Genomic DNA, 15,988 nt, shown 5'->3' on the forward strand with positions numbered 1-15,988 from the left:
CGCGTCACCAGCTCGCTGCCTGCCGGCGTCCACCGGAAAAGTCCCCGGGCTGATAGGCATCAGGGCCGCTGTTGGGCTGCAGCAGCAGTACCCCCACTGAAGTGTGCGCGTAACCGCGCAGGCGTTCAACGGTGGCCAGCAGCTGTCCCCGGTCAGTGGACCCAGCCTCAGCCACCACAACAGTGGCCTGGACCAGTTGGCCAGCTTTAAGGATCTCGGTGCCGGCGGGCACTGGCGGAGCATCAATAATGAGAAGCTCATAGGTTCTGGCTAGGTCGGAGAGAGCTTGCTCCCAGTTGGTCCCAGGATCGTGGTGTGCTGGTGAGTTTCCGGCCGGCAGCACGTCGAAGGAACCCGGCCGGCAGACCAGTACCTGGTCCGTCGTCGTCGATCCGGCCAACACATCTGTCAGGCCGGGCCGAGAGCCTAAGTCGAGCCGGCGGGACGTTCGACTATGCGGCGCATCAGCGTCGACGACGACGGTCCGGCGCCCGGCGGCCACCGAAGCTGCGGCCAAATCCAGGACCGCTGCACTTGCCTCTTTGCCGTTGACCGGATTGGTGAGGAGGAGCACCTGCCCCTGCTCAGTGCGGGTGAAGCGCAGATGAGCTTCCAGTGCGGCGAAGGCCTCGCGGCGGTGGACTGCTGCCACCCGAGACCGGCGCTGATTCTTGACCTCGTGGGGTGCGGTGATCACTGGCAAGTCGGTGATATCGGAAACTTCGACAGGGCGGTGGATGCGGGTATCCAGACTGTGGCGCAGCAGCACCGAACCGATGCCGACGACCAGCCCCCCGGCTGCGCCCAAACCGAGGTGCGTCAGCAGGCCCGGCCCCGAAGGGTTCTCGGGGATACTGACTGTCTCGAGCAGTGAGAGTGTGACCAGCCCCTCAGGGGATCCTTCAATCTCTTCCAGGGCCCCGGAGAGTTCGGTGAGACTTTCCGAGACAGCGTCCACCAATTGTGCAGCGTGCTGGGGAGAAGCAGATTCAGCGGTAATCTCGAGCAACGAGGTGCCCGGAATAACCTGAGCATTAATCTGCTCTCCGAGGGCCGCGTTGGTGAGGGGCGAATCCACCGCATCAAGTACGGGGTTGAGTACCGCTGGGCTGTTGACTAGTTCTGCATACGTCACTGCCCGCTGCTCGGAAACTGAGGTGGCCGTCTGAAGATCAGCGACTTCGTCGCCGGCGGTTGTGGAAATGAAGATGGTTGAGCTTGCTTCATAGGTCCGGGGCTGGAACTGATAAATTGCCCCGCCGATTAGAATCCCGACGAGCAGCAGAACGGGAAGAAGGCTGCCGTGCCGTCGAAGGAGAACTATGATATAAGGCGTGGTCACTACGACACCGCCCGAGTTTTTGCGCACAAAAGTGCATCGTTGTGTCCCATTTAACCCCCCTGGTTAAATATTTAAAATGGTGCTCTCGATGGCACTGATTCAAAGATAATACTTAATAGGAGGGTGGAATATACACAGTTATACGCGACTTTAATGTTCGGTCTAGTTGATAGGCGCAGCCAATCCTCGACCAGTCTGGTTACTCTCGGCACACAAGCTGTGTGCACACTAGGCAATTGCCGCAACGATGCAGAGTAGACATACACATTTTTCGCATCGTCCTGTTTCTGTGCAGGACCGAGGAGAGGCGAGCATTGGTATCTGCAGCTGTGCTGTCTAGAGGCAGGACCTGGCCGTCAGTAGGTTCAAGAAGGGGAGCTCGAGGCCATTGTCAAAGCCGAAACGGGCAAGCAGCCCGCTTTCAGCACTGGTTCGTCGGCTCGTGGCTGCACGAGTAGTTGGAAGCTGGGCAGCAGGAGTACGAGATGGCTGTGTTGGACGCCGACCTCACCGGTGACGCCTTGCTGGAGGTGCGGACAGACGTGCGCACCGCCGGGACCAGTATGCCCGCACCGCTGAGGTTCTCAGCGAGCGCGGCCCGTAATTACCCGGTGCTCCGGTTCGCCCGGCGGTTCTGGCCAAAAAGTTCCCAACCCAATCCTGTGAAGCACGGCCCCGACGTCGCCTCAGAGAACTTGATGTCATTATGGCCGCTGTTCCACTCAAGCACTTGGACCGAACCGTCGCGAGCAACAGTCAGATCCCATCCGATAATCGGGACCACTGGGATTCGCCGGTGCAGCCGTTCCACTGCCTCGCGGCACGCTGCGTAGTTCGGCACTTCGTTGCCTGCGAAGACGAAGCCGGAGTCGGGGTGCCGGTCGACCTCGAGCCAGTCCATCATGAATCCGAACGGACTGAAGGCGCCTGTAGCAGAATTGAGAGGGACGATGATCTCTGAATCGCCAGATACGTACTCGTCCGTGTCGCGACCAAACCGCATGAATGCGGCCCTGACCGTTATTCGCCCATCGGGCTCGACAACGCTTGTCATCCGCAGTGTACTCACCGAGCGGGCGGCGACCTCGGCGAAGACCTCGTGTTGGTCGATGAAGGGCTGAACGACACCGTCGGCTAGGGCATCAGCGACCTGCGTGAACCTGTCTCGATCGAGAATCTGCACGCCTCTGCCCTGATCGCTCCCGTCAGCTTTGAAAGCCACTCGCTCACATCCGGCAAACACGAGGTCAGTAAATGCTTCCAATGACGTGACCGGTTCCAGTGACGCGTTGAACAGCCGGCCCCCGACCACGTACCCGGCGTCGGGTATTTCATTCTCGTCTCCAAAGATGCGCGCGGTGATCGACCGCGTGTCAGAGAGTCCGCCATACCGGCCTTCGATCGCCGGAAGGACCACCGCCATGTAGTAGTTGTCGGGGATCCAGCCCTCGCGGAACTCACCGGCTATCGCGCTGTAGACGTACAGCCACGGCGCAAATCTTTTGGAACCGAGCACATCGACGGCGTAGCTGTCAGCTCGTGCCTTGAGATGCCCCGGAAGCGGGCCTTTCGCGGATTCGATCGATTTGAGCACTTTCGCAGCCTTGCGGCCGTTCAATCGGGCGCGGACTCGCATCCGCAGATCGTCCTCGGCTCGCTCTATCGTGTCCAAGTTCACGCGAACTTTCATGCCTACCCCTCTGAAGTCATGTGCTGTGAGCCTATCAGGAGGGCTCTGTCTTAGGGTGTTCACGGCGTGAGTGCGTTGGAGAGCTGTAGACGGATGAGGGTGCCCTGGGATCGGGTCGGTACCAGGGCGTTCGCCGGCACAGAGCACGGTCACCAGGAGGCCTCCGAGGGGCTGCGAGGGTCAGTCTGCGCTCAGCAGGTCCAGGGAGATCAGCTCCACCCGGTTCTCGCACCCGAACCGCTGCAGCAGTGCCGAGATGGCCGCCTCCACAGTGCGTGGGGACAGATTCAGCCGCCGGGCGATGGCTTGGGTGGAGCGTCCTTGGAGCAGACCAGCGACGACGGCGCGCTCGCGGTCGTCCAGCTCAAGATCCTCGAAGCTCTCCAGCAGTTCGGAGCGTTCTGTGGCCTGCTGCCGCAGCGTCAGCACTGTGCGCACGGTCTCTACCCGGACGCTGCGCTCCATTTGGGCCCGCCGGGTCCACCGGGCGGCGATGATGGACAGCCCGAAGAAGGGGGCTCCTGCGGTGATCAGCGTCTGGGCTGCCTGAAGCGCTTCGCGGTCGGTGAGGTCTAACAGGTTGGTGGCCAGCAGGTGAACCATGCGGGTGCGGCCGGGCTGCTGGGCCCAGACAGCTGTCAGGGCCTGCTTGGCGGCGTCGGGGTTTCCGCCCAGCATGGACAGCAGCAGAATCTGCTGCTCCTGGTTCCACTCCTCGGCGTCGCTGGCTTCCCTTCCCAGCTGGGCAAGGGCTGCTGCGACCTCGTGGCGCGGCGGACCGCTGCCGATCAGCGCGAACCCCTGGCTCAGCAGACGCACCCAGGGAAGCCCGGGGGCGGATTTGGGCAGGATGCGGGTGCGGTGATCGTGGTGAGCGGCCGCTGAGAGTTCTGGGTCGACGTAGGAGGCGGTGGCCGCCACCAGCGAGGAGCCGAAGCGTTCCAAGCCGTAGGTGTCGGCGACCTCGAAGGCGGCCAGTGCGGAGACGGCGTGAGCGTGGGCGGTGACCATTCTGTCGTGCTGCATGGAGACGATCGAGGTCACCAGGTCGGCCACTCCGGCCAGCATCGGGCTGGTCACCGGTTTGCGGCTCCAGGCCTGCAGGTCTACCCGCAGCAGGTCGGTGTGCCAGTCGTGACCCATGGAGATCAGCAGCAGCACCGCGGCTGCAGCGTCCTCCACGTCGGGGTGGCCGCCTTCGCGGATCAGGTCATCCAGCAGCGAGGCCAGCAGCAGCCGGCCCAGATTGGGGTGCTGGCGCAGCCCTAGACGCGTGGCGAGCCAGAGCTGGGCGCAGATCGCTTCGTCCCACACCCCGGAGGCCCGCGCGGTGACCAGTTCGCGCAGCCACGTTTCCGGGTCTTCCTCCACCGGCAGGTTCAGCACACGTTCTAGGTGGTGGGCGTGGCCCGCTTCTCCGCTGGCCAGCAGGCCCGCAAGCAGCGGTTCGGCACGTTCGGGGTGAAAGATCTGCAGCCGTCGGGCGAGAATGATGCCCTGGCGCTGGGCTTCGGCCTCTGGGGATCCGGGGCGGGGCTCCTCAGTGAGGCTGGTGATCAGCTGCTCCAACTGGGCCACGGCCTGGCCCACATGTCCCAGGGCCAGTTCGGCCCGTGCCCAGGCCGCCCGCAGGGTCGGGGTAATTTCCTCCGCGGCTGCGACGATGTCGGCGACATGGTGATACCAGCTGCGGACGATGCACAGTCTGCTGGCCTGCTCTGCCACGGCGGCGTCGAGCTGCTCGCCCGCCAGGGCGGCCCACCAGGTCAGGGCGGCCTGGGAGGCCGGCCCGCCGTCGGCAGCAGGGATATGTTGGCCGATTTTGTACCACAGCCGGGTCAGTTCAGTGGTACCCAGGCGGACCCGCAGGGCGTAGGCGATCGCCTCGGGCAGCAGCTTCAGGTCGAGATAGCCCTGCTGTTGAACCAGGTCGGCGGCAAGAATGGCCTGACGGCGCAGGCTGAGCACCACGTCCTCGCCGAAGTGTGCGCAGGCCCACCGCTCCGGCAGGCTGCCGGCGCCGGCGAGCACGATCAGCAGTTCCTGCTCCTGGTCGGTGAGCCCGGAGAGCAGTTCTGCGCTGTGCTGAGCCAGTGCCTGGTGCACCGGGGTCTCATCGGTTGCCCACATCCAGATTCGTCCGTCCCGGTGTAGGACTCCGCTGGTTTCCGCCGCGGTGAGGATGCGCTCGATCAGCACCCGGTGGCCGCCGCTCAGGGCGGAGATGCGCTGCCGGGCCGCAGCAGAGACCGCTCCGCCCAGACGGCGCTGCAGGGCGCTCGCCATCAGCGGCTCAGTCACCGCTTCCGGGCTCAGCTCGGTCAGGCGCCCGGTCTCCTCCAGCGCCCGCAGAAACTCCGGTATATGCGTCTGGGTCGGCAGCAGCACCACCAGGCGCAGCAGGCCCTGGCGGGTCAGCTGAAGCAGTGTCTGCTCACCAGAGGTGTCGAGGTGCTCGGCTGATTCCAGCACCACCAGCGGCAGCCGGTCCTCGCGCTGGCCGGCATCCTTCGCCCACCGTCGCAGGTGATCGCCCACCGCCTCCGGTGGTGGGGCTTCTGCGACGATGCCTTCGGCCAGCAGGGCCACGATCAGCGGACAGTCGTTGGCCCCTCCTGTGATGGCCCCGTCGATGTGCAGCACGGTGGTTTCCTGGCCCAGTTTCTCCAGCACCTGATCGGCATCCCAGAGTCCGGGCAGCGTCAGGGCTGCGCTGTGTGTCCGCGTCACCTCCAGCACCGCCTGGGCCAGGTCTGCCGCGACGTCGTGGCCGGACCACGCAACTGTGTGGGCAGGCCTCCTCATCGGCTGGCCTGCCGTTGGGCCAGACGCGCGCGCAGCTGCATCCGGGAGCTGACGTCGAGTTTGCGGTAGATGTTGCGCACATGGGTGTGGACGGTCCGCACGGAGATGTGCAGGTCTGTGGCGACGTCGGCGGCGCCGGCGCCGGCCATCAGGTGCTTGGCGATCTCACCCTCCCGCGCCGAGAGCAGCTCGATGGAGGCGGCCTCGATCAGTTCCTGGCGGTCGGCGGCTGGTGGCTGTGGTGCGGAGCAGAACCGCAGCCCGGGACGGCCCGGGACCGGCTGGCCCAGGACGCGTTCGCGGGACTGCCGGTCGGCCAAAAGTTCCGCAGCGGCCAAGACTTCCGCTTTGACCTGGGCCCGACGCGCATAGTCGATGGTCACCTGCAGCAGCTGTGCGGGCATCTCCGCGCCTCGGCGCAGCAGCAGGCAGCGCAGCGCGGTGCGCCGCATTCCCGGCACCTGGTAGCTGCGTTGGAACACCTCTTCGATGGTGTCGGCCAGTTCGCTCAGCGGAGCCCGCAGCAGCCAGCCCAGCAGCACGACCGAGTCGATGGTGGCATCGCGGAAGGTGCTGCTCAGGCCCAGGGGCAGCAGCTCGGGGGGTCCATCGAGTTCTGCTGAACGGCTTCCGGCGATCGACTGATCCATGGCCTCCATGAACCGCCGGGAGAGCGCACCGATCGGCAGTCCCGCCTCAAACTGGTTCCAGAGGTCCTGGGTCTGCTGGCGCAGCTGCTCGGTCTCCACACCGCAGACCAGGTCCTGCAAGAGGCGCTGTCCCTGAAGCGTCAGCGCGTAGAAGAGCCGGCGCTCCGGAGACTCGCCGTCGAACCAGCCTTGTGGGAATAGCTCGGCCCCGGGGTCGTTGAAGATCCGCGACATGCCCAGCCGTTCAATCACCCAGCCAGCCGCCAGGATCGGCAGCTGCGCCAGTGGGGTGGCGGTGGCGGCCCGCCACGAGGCATCGGCACGCTCGCTCTGGTCAGCCAGGGCAGCGGCATAGGCGTCCAGTGCGGCCCGGGAGGCGCGGATGAGCAGGTCGACGTCGACGAGGCTCTCATCACCCGCAGACGGGACCTCGACAGTGGGGGTGGGGACAGCGGCGGGGGAGACGGGCGTGTCGACGGGCGCAGCGGGGAACGCTTCGATGTACTGCTGGGGCTGGTAGTCGTCGAACACGTGCAGCCGGGCGCTGAGCTCCGCCAGGCTGGTGTCCTCCGGGTCGGGGGAGGACCGCAGGGCGCCGCGGATGAAGCTGCGCAGGGTGGCCGCTTGTGGATCCTCGATGCCCTCCAGGGTGTGCAGCGCCGTGCGGGGTGCCCCGGAGACTGCCTGCACACTCGCGGTGAGGCAGATCCGGCGGGGGTCATGCTCGGCCAGTCCGGCGGCTAAGAACCGTGCCTGCTCCAACAGTCCGCGATCCAGATGAGCGGCAGCTGCCTGCATGATCGTGGTGTCGGAGGGTGTCTCCGCCGTGGCCGCCTGGTGCAGTGCACGGCTGGGGCTCGGCCCTGTTTTGGTCGTCGGCCCTGTTTTGGTCGTCGGCCCTGTGTTGGCGGGCGCGGTGGTGTTGGTCGGTCGCGCGGTGTTGGGCAGCGATGCTGGGCTGTTGGCAGCCGCCGGGTTGGTGGCCCCGGCGGAGAGCACCAGGGGGTGGCGCAGGATGGGTCGGTTCAGGTGGACGTAGCCGCCGGTGATCACCAGCAGCCCCGCCTCGGCCATCCAGAAGAGGGCGTCGCGGGTGTCCGCGTCGTAGGTGAACTCCCGCAGGGCGGTGCGCTCGCCCACCGCCACCCGGCGCAGCAGCTCCACCGCCGCGGTCCCCAGGTCTTGGCGCAGCCGGGCGAGCATCTCTGCGGCGGTGAGCCGGTCCATCCAGGCTGGTGGGTGGGACATCGCGCTGACGCTGCCGCGGATGCTGATCCACCCCTCATTGAGTCCCACCTGCGCGGCGGTGCGCAGACCCCCGGCCGCACCGGAGGTGATGGCCCACAGGTAGTCGCCCAGAGTCGAAGTCGGGGCTGCCCCCAGCACCTCGTGCAGCAGACTGCGGAACTCGGCCTCGGAGAGCTCAGCCAGCTCCACAGTGAGCCCGCGCGGGCCCTGCATCGGCCTGCTGTAGCGGAAGCTCAGCCGGGTTTGGGAGGCGCAGGTCATGATCACCCCGGCCCGCTGCTCACGCAGCAGCACGTCGACGACGGCCGAGGAGTCCTGGTCCAGCAGTTCCACAGTGCCGATGGACAGCAGCAGCGGCTGCTCGTCCGGGGAGGAGGCCCTCGCCTCGGCCAGCAGCTGTTGGGCGGCCTCATAGGGGGAGGCGGCCGGCATCTCGTCGAGGATGGTCAGCCGGCGCTGCAGGACGCGCCCGGCCACTGGCGCGGTGCGGCAGGGGACAAGGTGGGCGCCCACACGTTCGGCCACCTGGTTGATCAGGGAGGTGGCTTCGGAGTCGTAGGGGGCGGTGAGCAGCACAAGCGGAGAGCGCACATGGGCAAGATGCTCCATGATCCGATTCGCAACATCCGCTCTGGGCATGCGCTTCCCCCGGCCAGCCTCAACAGGATCCGAAGGGTATCCATCAGCGGCACGCCCCCCGGCCTGAACGCAAAAACATCAATTAACTGATAGTACGCTGATCATAGGCTCTATGCCTAGGGGTATGGGCACAGAAGCACCCGTGATGTGGTCGGGCGCGTAGCACTGCGCCACCTGGCCTATGGGTACAAGGCGCCCACCGCAATGCTGGCCCAGGCGCTGGAGATCCTGGCTGAAGCATCCCAGGACTACGCCGCGGCGCCGCTGGGGTTCCGGCACAGCTGGGAAACCATAGCTGCTGGTCACTCGCAGCGTCGTCGCTTCGTCTCAGCCGAGGCCGAGCAGGTGGAGATTCACCTGCACCGGGGGGGCTGGTCACGGTGTCGTGCTCGACCCTGCTGCTCCGCTGACTTCTGATCTATGCCGCCTGCACCGGACGGATTGCTTCGATCTCTTCCCCATGGAGAGCCTTTTCCTCTTCCAGGTCGTAATGGGCCTGCGCGTTGATCCAGAAGCGCTCGCTCATACTGAAGTATCGGGACAATCGAACCGCAGTGGCTGGGGTAATGCCGCGCTTACCGTGAACTATGGCGTTGATGCGGGCAGGGTCGACACCAATGTCTTTGGCTAGCCGGTACTGGGAGATGCCCATGGGCTTGAGGAACTCTTCTAGCAGAATCTCGCCGGGATGTGCGTGGTGGGTGTGGCTCACAGCTGGCTCCTTTCTCAGTGATAATCGGTAATCTCGACCTCGGACGCCCCTGAAGGGGTCCAGATGAAACAGATTCTCCACTGACGGTTGATTCGAATGCTGTGTTGCCCGTGTCGGTCACCAGTGAGAGCCTCGAGGTGATTCGACGGTGGGATACGAAGATCATTGAGGTTCTCCGCGTACTCGATCATGTCGAGCTTCCGAATAGCGACCTTGAGGATGCGTGGGTCGAGTTTTTTATGCTTTCCGGTTTTCCAGACCTGTCGGGTGACAGGGTCTCTGAAAGAGTGGATCACAAGACCAATAATAGCGCGCAGCGCTAATAGCGTCAAGCGCGTAACTGTTCAGGCCGGCGAGGTTGAACTGCTCTGAGCTAGGGAGAGAACCTGACGACCTACGACGCGGCCTACATCGCCTTAGCTGAGATGCTCGATCTGGTCTTGGTGACCTCGGACGCTCGGTTATCCAGTGCCCCGGGCATTCAATGGGACGTGGAACTGCTCACGGGCTAGAATTCCTCATGGCGCCTGCGCCGCAAATTGATGAGGTCCAACACCACTGTGAGGTCTATCCCGATGTCCAGTCCCACTGCCGAAGCGGTTTCCCGCCTGGCGGCCGATACTGCGGCCAAGTACAGCACTGACACCATCGTGCTGCTGGGCAAGGGGCCCTCAGCCGATCAGGTGCATTCCAGGGTGTTCAGCGACGCGGTGGTCATCGGGGTCAACGACGCCGAACGCATCCACCCCACCGACATCACCATCTTCTATGAGGACTGGGTGGGGGAGTCGGTCGCCGAGGATGGGCTGCGCTCGGCGGCCTATGTGACCTCCACCAGCTTTGACGCGCCGGACCGACAGGTGGTGCGGCTGCCGTTCAGGCCCATCGCCAACGACGCCGAAGACCAGGTGCTGCTGCGCTTCCAGGACCGCAGCGAGGTCGCCATCGAAGAGGCCATGTTCCTCACCGCCTTGGAGATCGCCCGCGCGGTGGCCGACCACCGCGGCCGGGTCCAGCAGGTCTACATGGTCGGTTTCGACTTCACCCCCGAGGCCGGTGAGGCCCGGGCCGCCTCCTCGCAGTACAGCCCGGAGCTGTCCTCGCGCCGGCGGGCGGGCATCGAGCTGCAGGAGTTCATCCTGCAGAACGCGCTGTACACGCTGAAGGACACCAACTTAGATGTCCAGCACGTGGGCACCTTGGCCTACTCCGATCTGACCACTGACCTGCTCAACGAGAAGTTCCACGTGGAGGTCAAGGAACCGATCGCCCCCCAGCCGGTGGATGACGACGACGTCGAGGTCCCCCCCGTGGAAGTCACCGCGGAGATCACGACCAACCACTTCGGTGACCTGGACCGGCTGGAGAAGCTGGTCCACGCCGCCCAGGCGGCCGGTGCGGACTGGGTCAAGGTCCAAAAGCGCGACGTCGACACCTTCTACACCTCGCAGCAGCTGGCCTCACCCTATAAGTCGCCCTTCGGCAGCACGTTCGGCGACTACCGCCGCCAGCTGGAGCTGGACAAGGAGGGCTTCCTGTTCCTGGATGAGCTGACCAAGGACCTGGGGATCAGGTGGTTCGCCTCGGTGCTGGACAAGCCGTCGTTCGAGTGGATGACCGGGGAACTCGACGTGCCGCTGGTGAAGCTGCCCTCCACTATTTCGGAGAAGCGGGACTACCTGAGCTATGTGGCGGAGAACTACACCGGCTCGGTGGTGATCTCCACCGGCATGACCGATACCGCCTACGAGCACTGGCTGCTTCAGACCTTCACCGAGCAGGAAGCGCTGTATCTGCTGCACTGCAACTCCGCCTACCCCACCCCGGACGAGCACACCAACATCGGGGTGGTCCGGCACTACGCCCAGCTGGCTGCCCAGCAGAACGGCAAGCCCGGTCCCCGGATTGTGCCGGGTTACTCCAGTCACGACTACGGGTGGATGGCCTCCGCGTTGGCGGTGGCTGCGGGTGCTCAGATGGTGGAGAAGCATGTGAAGCTCGGCAACACCGAGTGGGCCCACTTCGACGCCGTCGCCGTGGATCTGACCACTGATGCCTTCACCCAATACGTCGACGCCGTCCGCCGCGCCCAACTGCACGTGGGCTCATCCCAGAAGAAGATCACCGCTTCGGAGCATCACAAGTACTAGCAAGAACGCTAAATTCAACATGGCTCAAAATTTGCATCAGCGAAACACTAGCCTCAAGCGTTGCACGAACCTAGGACTTGGTGCGCCACCCACTCAGTACAATAGAGTTGCCAAAACAGATTCCACTCGAAGGTGCATAATGCTTCATAAGACACTAACCTGCAACCTCGCGAAAGTTGCCCTGATGGACTCACCCTCCGGCACCGAAGGAAATTGAATGTGCCGACGACTACCATTATCAAAGCGCGGGACTATGTGGGGGCAAAGGAGCGTCTCCGAGCCCAATTGCTCGCTTAAGGGAGAATGCATACACCGCCCCCGGTTTTTGCGACAGCAGCGGCTATGGTGTTGTAAGCGGCATAGAGAGACAGGCCTCGAATGCCTAGGTCGCATCCAACGGCCTACAGAAACGCATTATTCTGATCTAGATGAACATGAATTTTACGCAAATAGCCCCTCTCGCCGAAAGCTCTGTAGGAGCCCGAACACATGACGTCGACCAACGCCGGCAAGCAGAGCCAAGACATTTCTGCAAAGGCAGAACAATGTAAATTACTCGAAGAAGAGAATGCGATAGCTATACGTCAACTTCATGACGTTCAACAGGATCTGGAAACTCGCTTAACCGAATACAAACGTCAATATTCTAAAATTAAATGGCTCCGCAAAGAGCGCGAATCATCGACTAAGAAGATAGCGGATATAGAAAAAAAACTCGACGAACTTCGGCGGGATAATAGCGAACTCCGAGATGCTTTAGATGAGCAGATCAAAGAAAAAAATGATGTCCTCCAAAAAATGCTGGCCTATTCATCTAAAGTGAATTGGCTGCGTGCGGTAGCAAGCAAGCATCGGAGAAGGACGCGCGAACTTCGTTACGAGTTGCGCAAGAAGCACACATTGCTTCAGGACCTTAGGATTAGCCACCGAGAGTCGGTGGTCGAACTGGAGCTTGCCCGGAACCAAATTAGACATCTCGAATACCGCCGATTATCAAGATACACAAAGCTTTTTAGGATAATTAGGGAAAGGTTTCACCAGCGTCGGAGCTCCGTGGCCGACGACCTAGGTGGAGAGGGATCCTGAGGGAGAGATGGAAAACAGTTTAGTGCAGCAAGCCCGAAAGCAGCTTGATAGAGGAGAATACTCTGAAGCATTAAAAACGTATCTACTTCTTGAAAACGAACATAATACTGGCCTCTTTAGAGGAAATATCACACTTTGTCGCGAGCGCCTGCGGCGAGCGGATTCGGCCAGGAGGTCAGTCGGGGACCCCGTGCCAATCCAAGACATTTATCGCACCGTGGCCGCGGGGGAGGCACAGAACCCGCGCGTGACCCGTGGCCCGTTAGTAAGCGTCATCGTTACGGCGCACAACACGGAGAAGTATATTGAAAGTTCCCTTGAATCACTCAAAGCACAAACTTATCAGGATTTAGAGATAATAGTTGTCAGCGATGCAAGTACGGATTGTACTGACACTATACTCGAGCGAGTACGTAGAGCAACTAGCGGCATCAAGGTTTACCGGCTTGCAGCTAATCTTGGAACGTACTATGCGAAAAATTTCGGTATACGAATGTCATCCGGGGAGTACATATTCTTTCAGGATAGCGACGACGTGTCACATCACGACCGTATTGCGTACGGTATGGGGGCTTTTCTCTCCAATCCAGGTATCAGGGTTGTGAGAAGTCAGTACTCGCGAGTAGACCCCACGGAGGGTTTGGTCGTTAGAATCAACGGCGTAGTTTCAAAATTAGGACTAATCACGCTGGGCATACGACGCGAAATATTCGATGAAGTTGGACTCTTTAACTGTACAACTAAAGCGTCGGATGATGAAATGTTTAACCGCCTTAAAGCAAAATACGATCGGGCTTCCATTCGCGACGTCAAGCTCCCTTTATATTATAATACCATGCGCGAGGGATCTTTATTCGCAGACATGGTGAAGTGGGATGGATCGCATAGCATTGATCAAAACCCTTCCCCCTCTAGGGCAGAGTACGCCAGGACATTCTCCGAGTTGCACACCGACGTAGCTCCCGAGAGCCTTCCGGAGGTGTTCTCTTTCCCGCGGGTGCGGGACGCGCTTCCCGTGCCGTGCGATATGACAAAGCTGCCAAACCCCGAAATTCCTGTAGTGGTCAACGTATGCTCGATACCGAGCAGAGCCCGCAGTCTCCGGACAGTTGTAGAGTCGTTAGCGCCACAGTGTGACCGGATATGCGTTTATCTCGACGGCTACGAGAACACTCCGCCGTTCTTGCATGAATACGGTAGTCAGGTTAAGGTCAGACACTCGTCAGAGCATCCTGGGCTACGCGACAATGGGAAGTTTATCGAACTCGACAGAATAGTTGGCGAGGGGGCAGAATGTTATTATTTTACAGTTGATGACGATATTCACTATCCGCCCGACTACGTGGCGCACATGCTCTTGAAGCTGAAAGAGTACGACGAATCTGTTGTGGCTGGTGCGCATGGCGTCATCATGAAGAGATGGCCGAAGGGTTATTTTTCTGATCAACGCCTGGTTTTCTCATTCACCAAGGGGTTAGAACGTGACAAGGCCGTAAACCTCCTCGGCACTGGTACTATGGCGTTCCGTTCGTCTGTACTGTCGGAGTTCAGTCTCAAATGGTTGGAAAATGCTGGCATGGCGGATATATATTGGGCTGTAATCTGCCGGAACCGACAAATTCCGTTGGTGTGCGTCGAGCGACACGCGGGGTGGATGCGAGATCTGGGCTCGTCGGGAGAGACTCTTTATCAAGAATTTCGGGGCCGCGACCCAATTCAGGCTGAGACTGTGATATCAAATGCGCCTTGGTCCTACGCTAGCATCGCAGAGTCACTAGAGTGCTCCTTTTCCGACAGGCGCGTGATTGAGTTCCTTTTGCCGAGCCTGCAGTTCCACCATGAACTCCTTGATTAGAGAGCTCATGCGTATATATGGAGAAGAGGGTCAGTGAGTCCTAACAACTGCTTTTACTTGGAATCTGCGGACATGGATAGCGTGTTTGAATCGCGACTCTACGGTTACGCATACACAGATAGCGCTCTTATATTGGGGTCGGCTGGCATGAACGACTTCATGCGGTCATTCCCTTCCTCGGATTTGCCGAGCGAAGGGCGGTTCGCTGGGATATTTGTGCGCCAAGACGACGTAGTGATCAAGACTGACGTCACTGGGCAGGAGGTCCTGTACTTCTATAGGGCTGGCCCACGTGATTGGGCGGTGTCGAACTCGTTCATGCTCCTGGTTTCCGAGGTGTCTCGGAGGGTCAATTTGACGTTCTATGTGCCAGCTGCTTTAAACTTTCATCTAAAAGAGGGTAAGCATATTGGTGAGCAGCTAGTGTCGCACAAAACTCTCGCTGAAGAGGTGCGGATTGTTCCTGCGGGTCACGAGATAATTGTCGATCGTTCTACCGGCGATGCGTCCGTGCGCGCGTCAGGGTTCTTTCAGAGGCACTCCCTGGGGCACGAGGAAGGGTACGAGGAGGTGCTACTTCGGTATTTGGAGCGGGGCGCAGGGCTGATAGACGCCTTCGGACGGTGTGGCCTGCGTTTCAACCTGAACTTGAGCGGGGGGTATGACAGCCGCCTCGTGTTGGCTTTGAGTCTGTTAGGTGAGCATCGTGAAAGCGTCTCAGTGTCCAGCTTGCCTTCGAAGCCGGATGATTTTGCTGTCGCATCCGCTCTATGCCGGCGCTTTGATTTGTCGCTCAATAGTCCCAGTCGGCAGTCGCCTGTGCCGACGCTCGGCGGAGTAGAATCGATTCGGCTCTACTTGTTGTCGTGCGCGGGAACCTATTTGCCGTTCTACCCTGTGAATCGACACAGCCCATCTGATAAGCCCGAGGTCAGTTTGACTGGCGATCAACCGTCGGGTGTAGGTTTTTTGGCGGGCAAGGCGAAATTCAACGGTGGGATTTCTAAGATCGCAAGCGATATAGGTGACGCACTTGCAGAGCGACCTTACGGCGGGGCTGTTCGTGAGGATTTCCTAAGTCTTTTCTCAGATCTCGAGGTTGAACCCGATAACCCCGCAGCGCCGTTGGCGTTTTACGCTGGCGTGCGCTCCCGTCATCATTCCGGTCGAAGCTGGTACAAGTCGCTTGGCTCGCAAATCCTTTGCACACCACTTGTGCACAGTGACATGCTCGGGCTTGATATTAGGAATGCACTTCAGGGGCATCTCAGCGTTTCGGCCGCATATGCGTCTAAACGTCGATTCTTTGCGGACGCTTTTTCTGCTATTGGCGGCTGGGCCCTCGAAGAGCCGTTTGAGACTCCTGAACGTGCTTTTGAAGCGGATATGCTCGACAATTCTCCATTCAGGGGTAGCGTGAAAATTGTTCCGAAACGCTTGGAAGTATTTGGGAGCGTCTCTTCGATGTACGAGCGTCCGCGGGGTGATATGTACGGAATTGATATTGATGTTTGGCAGGGCAATTCAGAAGTTAAGAGGAATTTGGATGTCGTGTTTAAAAGAGCAAAAACTGCCAGCCTGGGCGACGTCTTTACTCAGGCGGACATCGCCGCTGCCGAGAAGGAGGTGGGCACAGACCGAGGCTTGAGTCACCAGTCTCGCAGGCTCGCTCACGTCGTTGCAGTCGACACTGTGAAGTCTGTCATGGACTCATCTTGACGTCCCTGAAGCTGACGCGCCGAGGCCCGGGTTGGCGTGCGGGAAACTCACTTCGCGGCTGAGCGGGTGAGTCGTCATAATGAGAGTTTTGC

Annotated in this window: 11 protein-coding genes; 5 read left to right on the plus strand and 6 right to left on the minus strand. The window is 61.0% G+C overall.

The genetic code is table 11. From position 1 onward, the window contains the following. Positions 1–4: 4 nt before the first annotated feature. The 4 genes from FHX47_RS05955 to FHX47_RS05970 all read right to left on the minus strand — a co-directional run bounded on the left by FHX47_RS05955 (position 5) and on the right by FHX47_RS05970 (position 8,344). On the minus strand, positions 5–958 hold the full coding sequence (locus FHX47_RS05955; protein ID WP_183358001.1) for a hypothetical protein: 954 nt from the start codon (positions 956–958) through the stop codon (positions 5–7). A gap of 988 nt (positions 959–1,946) precedes the next feature. After that, positions 1,947–3,032: a sugar-transfer associated ATP-grasp domain-containing protein gene (locus tag FHX47_RS05960; RefSeq protein WP_221206123.1), complete on the minus strand. Its 1,086-nt coding sequence runs from the start codon at positions 3,030–3,032 to the stop codon at positions 1,947–1,949. A 180-nt stretch (positions 3,033–3,212) separates the two neighbouring features. Then, positions 3,213–5,837, minus strand: coding sequence for a helix-turn-helix transcriptional regulator (locus FHX47_RS05965; RefSeq protein WP_183358002.1), 2,625 nt, complete (start codon positions 5,835–5,837; stop codon positions 3,213–3,215). Next, the gene (locus FHX47_RS05970) at positions 5,834–8,344 is read right to left on the minus strand and encodes a helix-turn-helix transcriptional regulator (RefSeq protein ID WP_183358003.1); all 2,511 of its coding nucleotides are present in this window, start codon (positions 8,342–8,344) and stop codon (positions 5,834–5,836) included. The genes FHX47_RS05965 and FHX47_RS05970 overlap by 4 nt, the downstream gene beginning before the upstream one ends. 177 nt (positions 8,345–8,521) lie before the next feature. Between FHX47_RS05970 and FHX47_RS05975 the strand changes: the two genes are divergently transcribed. Continuing rightward, positions 8,522–8,791 (plus strand): hypothetical protein, encoded by a 270-nt coding sequence (locus tag FHX47_RS05975; RefSeq protein ID WP_183358004.1) that lies wholly within the window; start codon positions 8,522–8,524, stop codon positions 8,789–8,791. Between the two features lies 1 nt (position 8,792). On the opposite strand, the gene FHX47_RS05980 is transcribed toward FHX47_RS05975, so the two are convergent. Together FHX47_RS05980 and FHX47_RS05985 are read right to left on the minus strand one after the other, a co-directional pair. After that, a complete protein-coding gene (locus FHX47_RS05980; RefSeq protein WP_183358005.1) occupies positions 8,793–9,086 on the minus strand; it encodes a HigA family addiction module antitoxin in 294 nt (97 codons plus the stop codon). A gap of 14 nt (positions 9,087–9,100) precedes the next feature. Beyond that, positions 9,101–9,382 carry a type II toxin-antitoxin system RelE/ParE family toxin gene (locus tag FHX47_RS05985; protein WP_183358085.1) on the minus strand — a complete coding sequence of 94 codons (282 nt, stop codon included), beginning with the start codon at positions 9,380–9,382 and terminating at the stop codon, positions 9,101–9,103. A gap of 279 nt (positions 9,383–9,661) precedes the next feature. On the opposite strand from FHX47_RS05985, the gene FHX47_RS05990 reads away from it, so the two are divergent. The 4 genes from FHX47_RS05990 (at position 9,662) to FHX47_RS06005 (ending at position 15,896) form a co-directional block, all read left to right on the plus strand. Further along, positions 9,662–11,236 carry an N-acetylneuraminate synthase family protein gene (locus FHX47_RS05990; RefSeq protein ID WP_183358006.1) on the plus strand — a complete coding sequence of 525 codons (1,575 nt, stop codon included), beginning with the start codon at positions 9,662–9,664 and terminating at the stop codon, positions 11,234–11,236. A gap of 489 nt (positions 11,237–11,725) precedes the next feature. Then, positions 11,726–12,322 (plus strand): hypothetical protein, encoded by a 597-nt coding sequence (locus FHX47_RS05995; protein WP_183358007.1) that lies wholly within the window; start codon positions 11,726–11,728, stop codon positions 12,320–12,322. Continuing rightward, on the plus strand, positions 12,306–14,177 hold the full coding sequence (locus FHX47_RS06000) for a glycosyltransferase (protein ID WP_183358008.1): 1,872 nt from the start codon (positions 12,306–12,308) through the stop codon (positions 14,175–14,177). The genes FHX47_RS05995 and FHX47_RS06000 overlap by 17 nt, the downstream gene beginning before the upstream one ends. Before the next feature lie 234 nt (positions 14,178–14,411). Continuing rightward, positions 14,412–15,896 (plus strand): hypothetical protein, encoded by a 1,485-nt coding sequence (locus FHX47_RS06005; protein ID WP_183358009.1) that lies wholly within the window; start codon positions 14,412–14,414, stop codon positions 15,894–15,896. The last annotated feature ends 92 nt before the right edge of the window (positions 15,897–15,988 follow it).

This window comes from Garicola koreensis, assembly GCF_014195445.1.
GTDB classification, from domain to species: Bacteria; Actinomycetota; Actinomycetes; order Actinomycetales; family Micrococcaceae; genus Nesterenkonia; species Nesterenkonia koreensis.